The organism is Streptomyces sp. ST2-7A, from assembly GCF_021390475.1.
In the GTDB taxonomy this organism is placed as follows: domain Bacteria; phylum Actinomycetota; class Actinomycetes; order Streptomycetales; family Streptomycetaceae; genus Streptomyces.
In genome coordinates this window covers 43933-59335 of the sequence record NZ_JAJUWS010000012.1, presented here as the reverse complement: position 1 = coordinate 59335, position 15403 = coordinate 43933, and the positions used below count along the sequence as shown (strand labels likewise).

The following is a 15403-nucleotide window of genomic DNA, read 5'->3' as shown; positions in this document are numbered from 1 at the left end:
GACAACGAGGAGGCCGGCCATGGCACTGACGCTCTACAACACCCTGACCAACATCAAGGAGCCCTTCACCACCCGTACCAGCGGCGCCGTGAAGATGTTCGTGTGTGGTCCCACGGTTTACGACTTCAGCCACGTGGGCCACGCGAAGACCTACACCCAATTCGACCTTGTCGCTCGGTATCTTCGGCACAGCGGGTATCGCGTCACCTATGCGCAGAACATCACCGACGTGGATGACAAAATCATCCGTCGTGCCCGGGAGATCGAAGCCGATCCACAGGAATTGGCAACCACGTACGAACAGCATTACCGGGAGGACATGGCCGCGCTCGGCAACACGAGCGTGGACGTTTTTGCTCGCGCCCATGACCACATCGACGCCATTGTCGAGCAGGTACGACAGCTCATCGACCGGGGTCATGCCTACCAACTGGATGACGGCTGGTATTTCGATCTGGCGTCTTTTCCGGAGTACGGAAAGCTTTCGGGACGAACCGATGTCCAGCCAGAGGATTCACTGTCCCGTATCGACGAACACACAGGAAAGAAGAACCCGGGAGATTTCGCCCTGTGGAAGGCCCGGAAGCCCGGGGAGCCGTACTGGGGTGGCGTGCTCGGAGAGGGGAGGCCGGGATGGCATATCGAGGACACCGCGATCACAAACGCTTTGTTCGGCCCTCAGTACGACCTTCACGGTGGAGCCGTTGACCTAATTTTTCCCCACCATGAGGCCGAAATCGCCCAAATGGAATCCGCCTCCGGTCTCGCACCTCTGGCACGCTACTGGATGCATACCGGACTTCTGCGGGTGAACGGCTCGAAGATGTCCAAGAGTCTCGGCAATTTCACTACCATCCGTGAGGCGCTGGCCCATACTGATTACCGCACTCTCCGCTACGTCTTCCTGAGCCAGCACTACCGCTCCTCCACCGACTACACCGCCGATGCCCTCGCGCAGTCCCTCGCGGCCCGGCGTCGGGTCGAGAACTTCGCCCGCACCATCGCCACAACGGAGACCATGGAATCCAGCGGACGGGCGGCAGACGCCAGAAAAAAATTCTTCGCCCGGCTCGATGACGACTTCGACGCCCCCGGCGCCCTCGCGGTCCTGTTCGACTACATCCGTGAAACCAACCGTGGCACCACGGCCGCCGGGCCGACCGCAGGTCGGTTCCTGGACGAGGTCAATTCCCTCTTCGACACGTTCGAGATCGCTTCTCACCAGGACACCGACGACTCGATCGATATCGCTTTGCGTCGACGGGAAGAGCACCGCAAGAACAAGGAATTCTCCGCCGCTGACGCGATTCGCGATGAATTGGCGGCCCAAGGAATCACCATTGAAGACACTCCGGAAGGAACTCGCTGGTGGCGCACGTAGATCCTGCGGCATGGAAAACCGTCCCGCCGCTGGTCACCGAGCACGGAATCGACTCCCATCTGTGTGACGGTCTCACCCGTCATGTCGAAACGGCCGTCCATCGACCCCGGACCTATCAGGGCCTCCTGGACGAGACCATTCGCAATAGTGAGTACGCCGAGATTCCCGACCCGCTGGAAGCACGACTGTTCCATCGGGTGAAGCCGGCTCTGCGGAACCACTTCCGTACTTCGGTGGGCCGCATCCCCACACAGAAAAGCGTCGCGTACCGCTATGGGCCCGGTGTCGGATTCGTCGCTCACCACGACGAGGTGACCGAAGTCGAGCGGGAACGTGCCCGGACGAATGGTCAACCCGTGGTGGGCGGTGACATCACGGTTGTCGTCTGGCTCAGCGGTCCGGAGAACTACACCGGGGGAGCGTTGTTCTTCGAAAGCCCCGCTCTTGAACTCCGCCCACCCCGGGGAGCAGTGGTGGCCTTTCCCGCCACGCCGGACCACATCCACGGGGTGCGGCCCATCGAGTCGGGTGAACGCATCACCGTGATCATGCGGGTCGCCGTCTCTGCGTGACCACGCGCCTCGGATCCCGTCGTCCTCTACTCGGGCCGCGGGATTCGCAGCGCTCGGCCTTCGACAGGGGGTGCGCTCAGCGGCGACGGCGACCCGGATGATGACGATGACGGTCGGGCCGGTGTCCCGGTGGAGGTCTGATCCGACCCGCCGGGCGGTTGCCGTCAACCACTGCCGTCAAGAGCTACGCAGAGGCCCCTTCCCGATCGAGAAGGGGCCTCTGACCTGCTGTGCGCTCGGCAGGATTCGAACCTGCAACCTTCTGATCCGTAGTCAGATGCTCTATCCGTTAAGCTACGAGCGCCGGTCGATCCGGGCGGCGGGGCCGCCGGTCGGCGTTGCGGGAACAACATTACATGACCCGCGCCGTGAGACGAAATCGATTACCCCCACCCGACGCGACCTGCGAAAACGCTGTCGATCAACCACTCGGACGGGTGGATCTGCGGTGGGTCGGCGGCGGAGGGGACGAGCCCCGGGAACGCTCCGGGGCGGCGACGGGAAGTGATGGGGACGGCCGGGAATCCGCCCCCCGGGAACCCATCGACACACCGCCCCCGGTACGACCGTCCCGGGCGCCGGTGGACGTGGCACCCGACGATGCGGCACGCCGCGCCCGGCTGCGTCACGGCGCACCGGCCGGGGCCCGCAACGGGGACCGACCGCGCAAAGCCGGGGACCCCCGGCCGTGTCGGCCGGGGGTCCCCGGGTGCTTCCGCTGCGGAGGCTCCGGGATTTGAACCCGGGATGGGGGGTTACCCCAAACCGCATTAGCAGTGCGGCGCCATAGACCAGACTAGGCGAAGCCTCCACGCACTTCACGCCCGCGTGAGACCGCGAGAGCGGGTGTGTGCGAGCAAATGATGCCACAGCCGTCACTGCCGGAGCCACTCGCGCTCCGCCGGACGAGGGGTATCCGGTCGTGTCACGTTGCGCAACCACTTCGCGTGAGCAGCGTTGAACAGGTGGGGACGATCCGTCGGTTCCGACGACGTACCCCCATGAAACACGCGTACACCGTGTATCGCGCGGTATCCCGCGAAACCCGTGAAGTAGCACGCATCCGACGCTAGGAGCGCAACCCCCATGGACTTCACCTCCCTCACCGCCGCCGCCCTCGCCGCACTGGCCGCCCTCGCCGCCGGACCGCAGGCGGGTGCCCCGGCCGAGCCGGGCGGGGCCGGGACGGCCGCCAGGCCGATCGCCCACGATCTGCGGATCACCGTCTCCGAGGACGGCTCCCGGCACTCCTCCCGCACCCACACCCTGACCTGCGAGCCCACCGGCGGCGACCACCCCGAGGGTGACGCCGCCTGCGACCTGCTGATCGGGGCGCACGCGCGCGGGGCGGACCTGTTCGCACCCGTCCCCGCGAACACGATGTGCACCCAGCAGCACGGTGGTCCGGCCACGGCGAGCATCACCGGGCGGTGGAACGGTGAGCCGGTGCGCGCGACGTTCTCCCGCGCCAACGGCTGCGAGATCGCCCGTTGGGACGCCATGGTGCCGGTTCTGCCGTCTACCGTTCCGCAGCCGTCCTGAGCCGGCGGCCACGGGCGCCCACGTCCCCTCTCCACCTCTCTCCACCCCTTTTCTCTTTCGCTCTTCCCTCCTCTTCCACCCCCGTCGCGCACGCCCCTCACGCACGCCCGCGCGCGCCCGCTCCGGGGGTGGCGTGCGTCACGGACGGGGGCGCCCGCCCGGGGGACAATCCTTGCCCGAAGGCATGACCTCACCGGCGACCGCTGCCCGTAGACTCCCCTGTGAACGACACGCAGGGGCTCCCGGTGGGCCCGTCGTCGGGACCGCCACCGGCTTCGGCCGAGCACATCCGGGTCAAGGGAGGATTCGAGTCGTGAGCAGCAGGCCGGCGAGAGGCGCTGCTCGCCTCGCCGCCATACTCGACGCCCTGCCCGACGCGCTGTTGCTGGTCAACGGCAACGGCACCGTCGTGAAGGCGAACGCCATCGCGGGCGAGACGTTGGAGGCGCCGGGCGCGCCGCTGGTGGGACGTGGGTTGCTGGACATCATTCCGGCGTTCGATCCGCGTCGGATCCCGGGGTCGATGCGTCGCCCCGACGAGGATCCGGGCGTGCGCACCCGTCCCACCCGCATGATCGCCCGTCGCACCGACGGCGCCGAGTTGCCCGTCGAGGTGACCAGCGCCCTCCTCCAGGCCGGACAGACCCCCTACGTCTCGGCCATAGACGCGGCCTTCGGGGACGACCACGCCTCCGAGGAACTGTTGATGCTGGTGGTGCGGGACCTCTCCGGCACCCTGGACACCGAGGCCGAACTGGCCCGGCAGCAGCGGCAGACGGAGATGATCCTGCGGGCGGCGTCCGAGGGCGTCGTGGGTGTGGACACCGCCGGGCGGGTCGTGCTGGTCAACCCGGCCGCCGCCCAACTCCTGGGGCACCGCGCGGGGAAGCTCGGCGGGCAGGAACTGCACCCGCTGGTGCACCACTCGCGTCCCGACGGCTCACCCCTGCCGTTCGAGGAGACCCCGCTGCACGACACCCTGGTCTCCGGACGCAAGCACCGCGTGCGGATGGGACAGGTGCTGTGGACGAAGGACGGCCGCGCCGTCCCGGTGGACATGACCACGGCCCCGGTGCGCGAGGGCGACCAATTGGTGGGCGCGGTGATGACGTTCACCGACCGCCGTCCGCAGGACGCGATGAACTCCCGGTACGAGCAGTTGCTGGCCGTGCTCGGCCACAGCCTGCACGGCCCGTTGGAGGAGCTGCGCGGGGAGTTGACGGCGCTCGCCGCCGACCCGGCGGGACAGCTGTGGCCGGAGGCCAACCAGATCCTGCACCACCTGGCGGCGGGCTACGCGCGGATGGCGACGCTGGTCGACAACGTGTTGGGCTACCAGCGGTTGGACGCCGGCAAGGAGCAGTTGGCCCGCAAGAAGGTGGCGCTGGACGAGGTCATCAACGCCGGGGTGGACGGCGCCACGGAGCTGATCGGCCCGGGTCGGGCGCAATTCGCCGTGCACGCCCCGCCGACCGAGGCGGAGGTGGACCCGGAGCGGTTGGCACAGGCGCTGGCGCACCTGATCGCGGACGTGGCCGGGGTGGACGCCACCGGCCGGTCGGTGAACACCGGGAACGGCGGTCCGTCGGACTCCACGATCGTGGTGGCCGCCGCGCAGCGCGGCGACGTGGTGCGGATCGAGGTGCGCGGCCCGTTCCCCGGCGGGGACCCGGTGCACGGTCCGCTGGTGAGCGGCATCGTGCGGATGCACGGCGGGGTGTTGCAGACCCACGAGGTGCCGGGGGCCTCCGGTGGTACCGCGTACGTGCTCGAGGTGCCGGTGAGCGCGGACGCCGCGCCCGCGCCGGGGCCCGCGCCGGGGCCCGCGCCGCGGCCCCGCGACGCGGCCGGTGAGACGACGGTGATGCCGGTGCCGGTGCAGCCTGCGCGCGGCACGGGCGGGCCGGGCGGCACGGCGCGCGGCATGGCCACGGGCAACGACAGCGGTCACGTGGTGGCCGCTCCCCCGGCCTCGCCGGGGCGGCCGATGCCACGTCCGCGCCGGCCGGAGGGCGGCGACTTCCCGGGCTCCCGGCAGGGGCCCGGGCCCGGACGGGGACAGGGCGGACCCGTGCCCGGTGGGGAGCACCCGGCCGGTGGGCCCGGCGGGCAGCCCGCGCTTCCCGCGCCCCGCCGCGAGCCGGGCGCGCCGGTGCCGCTTCCGGTGGCCGGCCCGCAGCCGGTGCCACAGCACGTCCCGCACCAGCCGCCCCACCGGGCACGGCGTCCGGGGCCGGCGCAGGGGGCTTCGCAGCCGGCGCCGCCGATGGAGATGCCGATCCTGCCGCAACAGCAGGCGCCGCGACAGCAGGTGCCCCGGCCGCCTACGGCCCCCGACGGCCCGGGGGCCGTCGAGGGCGCCGCGACCCCGACGGGTCGGCGCCGCCGCGCGCCCGCCGAGGGGGACACCGGCACGCCGCCGGACGGGGTACCGGTGGGGCCGGAGAACGGTCCGGGTGGTGGCCGCCGCCGTCGGGCCTCCGCGCCCGCCGACGAGGAGGTCGCCGAGAACGGCGAGCAGAGCGAACAGGCCGGGGAGACGCCCACCGGGCGCCGCAGGCGCGCGGCCGAGGTCGCGGCCGCCGCGGCGGCCGGGCAGCAGGGTCCCCGGGAGCCGATCGCGCTGGGCGGTCCGGAGCCGGAACCCGCCGCGGACCCCGCGCCCGACGGCGCGGCGGAGGGGCCCGCAGCCCCGACGGGACCGACCGGCCCCGCCCCCGACGCGGCGCCGGAGCCCGCCGATGACGCCCCCGCCGGAGCCGGGGACGAGCCCGAGGGACCGCCCCCGGTCGAGCACACGGTGGTGGCGGCCAGCCCGATCCTGAGCGGATCGTTGCCGCGCGAGGAGGTGCGCCGGCCTCAGCCGGCGCTGCCGATGCCCGGTGCGGAGCGAGCCGGCCGGCCCGACGGCCGGCCCGGGGTGAACGTGCGCACGCTGGGGCAGGGCATACCGGTCGCCCAGGTGAACCAGCTCGTGGAGCAGCGGGCGGAGGAGCGGTCCGCGCCGGGCGCGCCCGCCGACCCGGCGCACCCGGCGCACCCGGCGCACCCGAACGACCCCAATGGTCCGACCGGCCCGAACGGACAGAGCGGCCCCGACGGACAGGGCGGCCGAAACGGACCGGTCGCGGGACAGTCGATCGCCACGCCGGTGATCGGTCCGGCGCAGAGCAGTGCGCCGGGACGGCGGCGGAAGCTGGCCGCGCCGCCGACCGACAACGGCCGCGCCGAGGGACCCGGCCCGGCCGGCCCCGGCGGACCGACGCGCCCGGGTCCGACCGGCCCCGCTCCGGTGCCGCCCGGTCCGACACCCGGCGGACCGCAGCGGCGTCCGATCACCCCGCCCAACCGGACGGGGGGGCCCGCCGAGTCGGGGGGGCGGCAGTTCGCCATCGGGGCCCCGGCGGCCGGTGCCGAGGAGGGTCCGGAGCCCCTGGACGGCCCCAACGGGGCGATCGAGGTGACCGACAGCCGCGGGATGCCGGCACCGATGCCGATGCCGACCGACGAGGAGTTGCCGCCGGAGCCGCTGGACAATCCGCGCCGGCTGCTGGTGTGGCCGGAGCCGGACGTCTCCACGCAGCAGGCGCTCACCGACCGCGGGTACCGGCCGGTGCTGGTGCAGTCCCGTGAGGAGGTGGACGCGCAGATCGCGGCCTATCCGGCGGCGCTGTTCGTGGATCCGCTGACCGGGCCGATCACCCGCACGGCGTTGCAGTCGCTGCGGCAGGCCGCGGTGGCGGCGGAGGTGCCGGTGCTGGTGACGGCCGGGCTGGGCCAGGCGGGTCGGGAGGCCGCGTACGGGGCGGACCCGGCGGTGCTGCTGAAGGCGTTGGCTCCCCGGGACAGCGAACAGCACCCACCCCGGGTGCTGTTGGTGGAGGAGAGCGCGGAGATCGCGACCGCGCTGACCGCGTCGCTGGAGCGGCGCGGGATGCAGGTCGAGCACGCGGCCACGGACGCGTCGGCGGTGGAGTCGGCGAGCCGGGTGCGGCCGAACCTCGTGGTGATGGACCTGCACCGGATGCGGCGCGGGCGGGCGGGGATCGTGGACTGGCTGCGGGTCAACGGCCTGCTGAACCGCACCCCGTTCGTGGTGTACACCACGGAGGGGCTGGACCCGGCGGGACTGCCGCTGCTGGCCTCGGGCGAGGCGGTGCTGTTCTTGGCGGAGCGCTCCACCAGCGACGAGGTGCAGGAGCGGATCGTCGACCTGTTGGCGCGGATCGGCGCGCAGTGACGCGCGTGCGCCGACGGGCGTGCGCCGACGGGCTCGGTGAGGGACGCGCGCCGACGCCCGCGCCGTGAGTCGACGTGCCGCGACGCCGGTGCCCGGGGTTCGGGCACCGGCGTCGCGGGTGTTCGGGGGCGTGTGATCGGGAACCGTGCGCCCCGGGTGCGTGTGACCGGTGGGTTCGCGCCGGCCGGGAACCGTGCGGCCCGGGTCCGTCGGCGGGCGCGCACCGCCGACGGACCCGGCCCGGGACCCGGCGGTACGCCGGGGAGCCGGTTCGCCTACGCGGGGCTCCCCGCCCCGGTGGTCCCGGTGATGTCGGTGACGGCGAGATCGCCCTGCGCGTAGCGGGCCCGCAGTACCTTCTTGTCGAACTTGCCGACGCTGGTCTTGGGCACCTCGGTGATCACGCTCCAGCGCTCGGGCAACTGCCACTTGGCGACCTGCCCGGCGAGGAACTCCCGCAGTTCGACGAAGTCGGCCGTCGAGCCCTCGCGGAGCACGACGGTGGCCAGGGGCCGTTCGCCCCACCGCTCGTCGGGCACCGCCACCACGGCGGCCTCCAGCACGTCGGGGTGGGCCATGAGCCGGTTCTCCAGCTCCACGGAGGAGATCCACTCGCCACCGGACTTGATGACGTCCTTGGCGCGGTCGGTGAGGTTCAGGTAGCCGTCCGCGGTGATGGTGCCGACGTCGCCGGTGCGCAGCCAGCCGTCGGGGGCGAACTTGTCCTCGGGGCGGACGGGCTCGCTGTCGGGGCCGCCGTAGTAGGCGCCGGCGATCCAGTTGCCGCGCACCTCCAACTCGCCCGCCGAGGTGCCGTCCCACGGCTGCTCGGTGCCGTCGGGGCCGATGAGGCGGGCCTCGACCGAGCAGGGGAAGCGGCCCTGGCTGAGCCGGTAGGGCCAGGCGTCCTCGGGGTCGAGACCGGCCGGCGGGTGGGCGACGGTGCCCAGCGGGGAGGTCTCGGTCATGCCCCAGGCGTGCACGACGCGCACGTCGTGCCTCTCCTCGAAGTCCTTCATCATGGAGGGTGGGCAGGCGGAGCCGCCGATGGTGACGCTCTTGAGGCAGGAGATGTCGCGCGGCTTCTCGGCCAGTTCCAGCAGCAGTCCCTGCCAGATGGTGGGGACGGCGGCGGCGTAGGTGGGGCGCTCGGTCTCGATCATCTCGGCGAGCGGGGCGGGCTGCAGGAAGCGGTCGGGCATCAGGAGGTTGATGCCGGTCATGAACGCCGCGTGCGGCAGGCCCCAGGCGTTGACGTGGAACATGGGGACCACCGGCAGGCAGGTGTCGGCGTCGGTCAGGCCCATCGCCTCGGCGGTGTTGACCTGGAGGCAGTGCAGGTAGACGGAGCGCTGGGAGTAGACCACGCCCTTGGGGTCGCCGGTGGTGCCGGAGGTGTAGCACAGGGCGGCGGGGGCCCGCTCGTCGAGCTCGGGCCAGGCGTAGGCGCCGGGGCGGTCGGCCAGCAGTGCCTCGTACTCGTGCACCTCGGGGCGGCAGCCGTCGAGGAGGGCGGTGTTGCCCGGGCCCACCACGACGACGTGCTCGACGGTGGTGAGGGCGGGCAGCAGGGGCGCGAGCAGCGGCAGCAGGCTGCCGTTGACGAGGATCACGCGGTCCTCGGCGTGATTGATCACCCAGGCCAGCTGTTTCGGGGGCAACCGGAGGTTGAGGGTGTGCAGGACGGCGCCCATCGAGGGGATCGCGAGGTACGCCTCGAGGTGCTCGCCGTTGTTCCACATCAGGGTGCCGACGCGGTCCTCCGCGCGGATACCGAGGGTGTCGCGCAGGGCCCCGGCCAGGCGGGCGGAGCGTTCGCCGATCTCGGCGTAGGTGCGGCGGGTCGGCGGACCGTCACCGGTCCAGGTGGTGACCACGGATTTTCCGTGGATGGTGGAGCCGTGCCGCAGGATGCGACTCACGAGCAGCGGAACGTCCTGCATGGTGCTGTACACCGGGCCTCCCACGGGTGCGCGCCGTTACGCGAGGATGGTTCCCGTGATTGTGCTGGCATACCAAGCGGTATGTCACTACCCCGGGGCGACCTTTTCGGTCGGGCCGGCGTACCGGGGCGGGCCGTGGCCGGCCACCGGTCGGCACACCCCGGCGCCGGGCGGGCCCGGCCACCGGTGGGAGGAGGCGCCGGGCGACGGCTCGGCGGAGACGCCCGGGGTTCGGGGTACCGGGGGCCGTGCTCAGGCCGCCCGGACCACCACCGTGGCGGAGCCCCGGCCGGACGCGCCGGCGAGGGCGTCGCGGCGCGTTCCGCCCGCCCGCGGGCGGCCCACGAGGCCGGTCGGTCCCCCGGTTCCCGGCGTCCCCACCGTTTCCGGCTCCGCGCCCGTCCCGGCGTCCGACGACCCCGCCGCCCTCGCCGACACCCCCTGCGCCTGCGACACCGCTTCCGACACCGCGCTTCCCTCCGGGGCCGCCAGGGCCACCAGGCGGGGATCCATCCGCAACCGGGCCATGGCACGGGAGACGGCGCTCTTGACCGTGCCCACCGACACCCCCAGCACCTCGGCGGTGCGGGCCTCGCTCAGGTCCTCGTAGTAGCGCAGGACCACCATCGCCCGCTGGCGGGGAGGCAACCGCAGCACCGCCCGCCACATCGCCTCGCGCAGCGCCTGCCGCTCGGCCGCGTCGACCTCCGGAACGGGCTCGGGCTCGGGCAGTTCCTCCACCGGGTGCTCGTCGACGCGACGCCTGCGCCACTGCGAGGTCCGGGTGTTGATCAGGGCCCGTCGCACGTAACCGTCCAGGGCCCGGTGGTCCTCGATGCGGTCCCAGGCCACGAACGTCTTGGCCAGGGCCGTCTGCAGGAGGTCCTCCGCGTCGTTCGGATTCGACGTGAGGGAACGAGCCGTACGCAGCAGCACCGGTCCGCGCGCCCTGACGTAGGCCGAGAAGGTGAGCGGCGTCACCGGCGGTGTGCTTCCTGGCGTGGTCATGGTTCCACGCTAGGCGCGACGGGGCGCCCGCGGATCGCCCCGGGGTCGGGATCGATCCTCCGCCCGGGGGAGTAGACCGGGGGTGGGCCCCACCTCCCCCGGGTGGAGACCGTCCCCGACCGTCCCCGATCCGGCTCGGGGAGATCCGGGGGGATGTCCCCCGGGGGACATCCCGGCCCCTGCCCGCCCGACTCCCGGCGGGCCTGTCGTCACCTGCGCGGACCGGCCCCGTCGGCCGGTTCACCGGGCTCCGGGAGGAGGGTGTCGGGGGACGGGTTCCGACGCCCCACCGCCCGACCGCTCCCGACCGCTCCCGACCGGAACAGCCGTACGGCCGCGCCCGGTGCGGACGCGGCCGTACGACGAACCCCTGAGCCATCGCGACCCGCCCTCGCGGGTCCCGCCTCACCAGAGCGGGAACCAGATCGGGAAGAAGTCGGGCAGCAGGTCCCCGGCGAAGTCGATCGAGACGTTGGTGTTGGACTGACCGACGACGACGAAAGCGTCGTCACCGGTGGTGATCGTGGAGGTGTTGCCCTGGTCGGTGATGTTGTCCGCCACGGCCACGCCGGAGAGGGCACCGAGAGCCAGCGGCATCGCCGCGGCGGCCGCGACGAGTCGGGCGGTACGGGTACGGGACATCTTCATTCCTCCGTGCTGTGCGGGCGCGGTACGGTGCTCGCGCTCGAGGAGATGGGACGTGCCGCGGGGTCGGCCGACCCCCGGGGCGACATGATCGACGTCGCGGGAACAGAGTTGCCCGGGCGAAGCCCCCCGGACCCCTCCCCGTCGGCCGGTTCACCGGCACGAATGAAGGGGCGCGGATAAACCCGCCGCGCCACCGCGAACTCCCGCGCACGGTCACCGCGCGGCGGCCGGTCCCACGCCGGGAGCCGCCGCCGGGGCACGCCGGCGCGTACCCCGCCGCCGGGCCCGACGCCCCACCCGACCACCGCGCCGCGCCACCGCGCCACCGCGCCGTCGCCCCGCCGGACCGGTCTCAGCGCCCCGCCGGGGACGGCGCGCGGGTCGCCAACCGCCGGGCGAGCGCCGGATCCGGACGCGGCACGTGACCGAAGTCCCGGTCGTACCGCTCGTACACCCCGGTCAACCCCTCGATGGCCGCCATCACCGCCGGCCGGGTCCCGGCCGGGTCCCCCACCGGCTCCGGTACCGGACCCCGGGTGTACAGGCCGGCGCGGGTGCGCAGCAGCATCGACTCCACCGTCGCGAACCCCCGCTCGTACAACGGGCGGTGGCGCGGCTCCCGGGCGTAGAAGGTACGGCACTGGGGCCTGCCGGTCCCCCGGCGTCCCGCCTCCCCGTATCGCGGAGCCCCCGTGCCCGTCCCCGTGCCCGTCCCCGTGCCCGTGCCCGTGCCCGTGCCCGTGCCCGTCCCGCCCGAGGGGTACCGGTCACCCGGCGCCTCCCGCGCCTCCAGCACCTCCAGTTCGGCGGCCTGGGAGGCCCAGTGTTCGGCGTCGCGCATCTCGCCCCGTTGCAGGTGCAGCAGGTACAGGCACAGGGCCGGTGTGGACTTGCCCGCCCCCGCGCCGAACTGCCACCAGAACTGCGCCCCGTCCACCCGGCCGGCCAGGTGCAGGAGGCAGGCGAAGACCAGCGCGCCGTCCGGCTCTATGCGACGGGAGTTGACCAGGCCCGCGATGTCCCGGGCGGCCCGGGAGTCCCACACCACCAGCTCGCACAGGGCCGACAGGTCACGGGCCGCCTGGCGCAGCAGTGCGGCCGGCAACCGGACCGCCGGGCCCACCGCCGGATCGCCGGGCCCCGGCGCCGGGCAGCCGGGGCGGGCCCGGGGCGACTCGGAGAGCACCCGGTGGGCGTAGGAGTCGCGGTGCAGCGCCTCCCGCCACAGGCTCTCGGCGACCTCGCGTTCCACCCGGCGTCGGGCCGCCGCCACCGCCTCCGGATCGTGGACGCCCGCCGGGACGAGGGCCCCGGCCAGCAGGTCGTCCAGACTCCGGGTGCCCCGGCACCGACGTTCCGCCCCCTGCTCACCGCCGCGCGTCGTCATCGTCGCCGTCCTCTCCCGTGTCCATCTCCAACTCCCGGCCGAGCTTGCGGCGGGCCAGCGTGCAGTGCGTGCGCACCGTCGCGTCGGTCACGCCCATCAGACGCGCCACGTCACCCGTGGGATACCCCAGCACGTAGCGCAGCACGATCACGTCGAACTGCCGCTCGGGGAGCCGGGCTATCGCCGTGTACAGGCCCAGCGCCGACTCCATCGCGGCGAACTCGCCGCGCACACCCTCCAGGACGCGGCGGCTGACGTTGCGGAAGACGGCGGTCTCCGGCATCGCCGGTTCCCGCCCCCGTTCCTCCAGGTGTCGGGCCACGCCCGACTTCAGCAGCGCCCAGGCGCTGGCCATCGGCGCCTCCTCGCGCATCAGCCGCTGCCAGTGCGCGAGGAGGTGCACGAAGACGCGGTGCACGAGTTCGGCGGCCTCCTCGCGGTCGCCCAACTGCAGTTCGGCGTAGGCGAGATAGGCGGAGTAGTACTGCTCGTGGAAGGCGGTCCACGCGGCGGGCAGGTGCACGGCCAGCTCTCGCACGGGACGGTCGATCGGCGATCCGGAACGGTCCTCGTCGGTCACGTCCGACTCCCCGAGGGGGTCGGGGCGCCGACCGGCCCGGAGACCATCCGGTCGCCGGGGGAGACGGGGGCGCCGGATCGACGAGACCCCCGGGGGACGGGGGCGCACGCCCGCTTCCCCCTCCGCCCGCCGGGTTCCCACCGGTCGCGCGACCACCGCGTCCCGACACGCGCCATCCCGTCCGCCGACCACCGGGCCCCCGCCCGGACATCGGGGGTGAACATCCTCGGCGCGACGACCGCCGCCCTCACGCCGTTCACGACTTCGTGACTCAACTCGGAGTCCCTTTCACCTGGCTCGTCATCGGCACGCGAAAGCCCGGGGGCCTCCCGTCCGGAGAGCGAACTCGCTCTCGGCCACCAGCCAAGCGCGCGCGGTGCCCGATCGTTGAGGCCGTGTTCGATTCGTTGCACAACGACACGGGCTCGTCACAGAGGTCACACCCGACCCGGGTCGCGCGGACACGCCCCGGGAGCGCGAGCGGGCGCATCCGCGCCCTCGAAAGGTGCTGGAAAACCCGTCGAACCGCCACCGGGGCCGAAGAACACACTCACCTTCGCAAGGAGTGGCCCCTCGTGGATCGTGACAATCCACGTGTGACCCCGGAGGTCGCACGCCTGCGAAACGATCGTCAACCCGCCCTCTGCCGCAGAGCCGCCCAAGCGTTCACCGAGGTGGGAACCGCCTGCCTCGGGCACTCACATCTCGTGAGGACGCACCCGGCCGGGCTGGACGGGCGGCCCGGTACCGCACCCGACTCCCGAGCGCCGAAGCCACCGGGAAGCGGTCGTTTCACGTACCCATCGCTGCGAAGCGTGGGCACACCGCGCCCACGAACAAAGTGTTCACCGATTCGGCTCACATCTCGCGCCTACCGCCCGACCCGCTCTGGACCGGTCACGCGATCGGGCCCGACACCTCGCCGAACAACTCGATCATTCCTCGGCCGAACGGGTCCGCGCATGGCTCGCCGACGCAGAGGAAGAGGAACGAGCCCTGCCCGGGCGCGTCGTCACACGACGTGGAGTCACCTCTTCATCGACGGGGGCACCCGTTGTCCCCTGCTGATTCCTCCACCGAGGTGACGACCGTCCCCGCGACCGGGCACCTCCGAGGGAAACACATCGAGGCGGGTGAAAACCCGGCGCCGAAAAACTCCCGAAGTTGGCGGGACAAGGTCTCCGCGCTCCCCTTATTCCCCCACTTCCGCCGGGGGTGACGTGTGGCCGAGGACGAGTTCGGCCAGGCGGGGGAGGACCGCGCCGGGGAGGGAGTGGCCCATACCGGGGATCGTCACCAGGCGGGCGTTGCCCAGCGCCCCGGCGAGGGCGTGCGCCCGGGCGCTGCCGGCGAGGGGATCGTTCGGCGAGTCGATCACCAGGGCCGGGGTGGGGACGGCCGCCAGTTCCGGGCCCCGGTCCAAGCCGTCGGTACCGGCGGCGGCGTGGGCCGCGGGGCCGCGATGGTGACCCGCGTGGGCGATGATCCGCTCCTCCAACCGCCGGAACTCCTCCGGGTCGAAGGGGATGCCCGTGCCGTCGGGGTTGTTGTGCAGCAGTTCCCAGTGCCGGACCCGCCAGTCGATCTCGGCCTCGCGGTCGCGGGGCGCGCCCATCTCCTCCCACAGGGCGAGGAGGTCCGGTGGGAACCCCGGTGCCTCGTAGGAGATGCCGCCCAGCGGCGTGGTGCCGATGAACGTGGCGGTGAGCACGCGCTCCGGGTGGTCCAGGAGCAACAGCTGGGCGAGCATCCCGCCCATGGACATCCCGACCACGTGCGCCCGTTCCACGCCCAGCGCGTCGAGGACCGCGACGGCGTCCCCGGCGAGGTCGGTGATGGCGTAGGGCCGCTCCCCGAAGATCTCCGTGGAGCGACCGGTGTCGCGGTGGTCGTAGCGGATCACCCGGTGGTGCCGACCCAGCGCCTCGACGAAGGGCTCGGGCCAGGTGAGGCCGGAGGCGTTGGCACCCATGATCAGGAGGAGCGGGGAAGCGGTCCGATCACCGCTCTCCTCGACCCACAGGCGGATGTCGGGAGCGATGTCGATCAAGCGTTCCATGGTCTCCACCATGACGCACCGCGATCATCCGCGTCCACCGCTT

9 protein-coding genes, 2 tRNA genes and 1 pseudogene are annotated in these 15403 nt (G+C 72.7%); 4 read left to right on the top strand and 8 right to left on the bottom strand.

The window, feature by feature from the left end; genetic code table 11:
- The first annotated feature begins 19 nt into the window (after nucleotides 1–19).
- Complete coding sequence (gene cysS / locus LZF96_RS09865) at nucleotides 20–1381, top strand: cysteine--tRNA ligase (protein WP_233868921.1); 1362 nt, start codon at nucleotides 20–22, stop codon at nucleotides 1379–1381.
- Complete coding sequence (locus LZF96_RS26980) at nucleotides 1369–1953, top strand: 2OG-Fe(II) oxygenase (RefSeq protein WP_233868907.1); 585 nt, start codon at nucleotides 1369–1371, stop codon at nucleotides 1951–1953. The genes cysS and LZF96_RS26980 overlap by 13 nt, the downstream gene beginning before the upstream one ends.
- 231 nt (nucleotides 1954–2184) lie before the next feature.
- Here LZF96_RS26980 and LZF96_RS09855 read toward each other — a convergent pair.
- Nucleotides 2185–2257, bottom strand: a tRNA-Arg gene (locus LZF96_RS09855).
- Nucleotides 2258–2674: 417 nt separating this feature from the next.
- Nucleotides 2675–2764 (bottom strand) — tRNA-Ser (locus LZF96_RS09850).
- 275 nt (nucleotides 2765–3039) lie between these two features.
- Between LZF96_RS09850 and LZF96_RS09845 the strand changes: the two genes are divergently transcribed.
- Together LZF96_RS09845 and LZF96_RS09840 are read left to right on the top strand one after the other, a co-directional pair.
- Nucleotides 3040–3495, top strand: a complete 456-nt coding sequence (locus LZF96_RS09845) for an SSI family serine proteinase inhibitor (RefSeq protein WP_267940684.1) — start codon at nucleotides 3040–3042, stop codon at nucleotides 3493–3495.
- 313 nt (nucleotides 3496–3808) lie between these two features.
- Complete coding sequence (locus LZF96_RS09840; RefSeq protein ID WP_233868893.1) at nucleotides 3809–7735, top strand: hybrid sensor histidine kinase/response regulator; 3927 nt, start codon at nucleotides 3809–3811, stop codon at nucleotides 7733–7735.
- 275 nt (nucleotides 7736–8010) lie between these two features.
- Here the strand turns inward: LZF96_RS09840 and LZF96_RS09835 are convergent, their stop codons facing one another.
- The 6 genes and pseudogenes from LZF96_RS09835 to LZF96_RS09810 all read right to left on the bottom strand — a co-directional run bounded on the left by LZF96_RS09835 (nucleotide 8011) and on the right by LZF96_RS09810 (nucleotide 15360).
- Nucleotides 8011–9690 (bottom strand): long-chain fatty acid--CoA ligase, encoded by a 1680-nt coding sequence (locus LZF96_RS09835; RefSeq protein ID WP_233868889.1) that lies wholly within the window; start codon nucleotides 9688–9690, stop codon nucleotides 8011–8013.
- Between the two features lie 480 nt (nucleotides 9691–10170).
- A pseudogene (locus tag LZF96_RS09830) lies at nucleotides 10171–10686 on the bottom strand (SigE family RNA polymerase sigma factor); the annotation flags it as partial.
- 405 nt (nucleotides 10687–11091) lie between these two features.
- On the bottom strand, nucleotides 11092–11328 hold the full coding sequence (locus LZF96_RS09825; protein WP_233868884.1) for a hypothetical protein: 237 nt from the start codon (nucleotides 11326–11328) through the stop codon (nucleotides 11092–11094).
- A gap of 358 nt (nucleotides 11329–11686) precedes the next feature.
- The gene (locus tag LZF96_RS09820; RefSeq protein ID WP_233868878.1) at nucleotides 11687–12721 is read right to left on the bottom strand and encodes a hypothetical protein; all 1035 of its coding nucleotides are present in this window, start codon (nucleotides 12719–12721) and stop codon (nucleotides 11687–11689) included.
- The gene (locus tag LZF96_RS09815; protein ID WP_233868872.1) at nucleotides 12702–13301 is read right to left on the bottom strand and encodes an RNA polymerase sigma factor; all 600 of its coding nucleotides are present in this window, start codon (nucleotides 13299–13301) and stop codon (nucleotides 12702–12704) included. The genes LZF96_RS09820 and LZF96_RS09815 overlap by 20 nt, the downstream gene beginning before the upstream one ends.
- Nucleotides 13302–14493: 1192 nt before the next feature.
- Nucleotides 14494–15360, bottom strand: coding sequence for an alpha/beta fold hydrolase (locus LZF96_RS09810; RefSeq protein ID WP_233869119.1), 867 nt, complete (start codon nucleotides 15358–15360; stop codon nucleotides 14494–14496).
- Nucleotides 15361–15403: the final 43 nt, after the last annotated feature.

Bases quoted from the DNA above. Each gene is read 5' to 3' on its own strand.
- cysS (WP_233868921.1), top strand. From the start codon at position 20: ATGGCACTGACGCTCTACAACACCCTGACCAACATCAAGGAGCCCTTC.
- LZF96_RS09845 (WP_267940684.1), top strand. From the start codon at position 3,040: ATGGACTTCACCTCCCTCACCGCCGCCGCCCTCGCCGCACTGGCCGCC.
- LZF96_RS09825 (WP_233868884.1), bottom strand. From the start codon at position 11,328: ATGTCCCGTACCCGTACCGCCCGACTCGTCGCGGCCGCCGCGGCGATG.
- LZF96_RS09820 (WP_233868878.1), bottom strand. From the start codon at position 12,721: ATGACGACGCGCGGCGGTGAGCAGGGGGCGGAACGTCGGTGCCGGGGC.
- LZF96_RS09810 (WP_233869119.1), bottom strand. From the start codon at position 15,360: ATGGAACGCTTGATCGACATCGCTCCCGACATCCGCCTGTGGGTCGAG.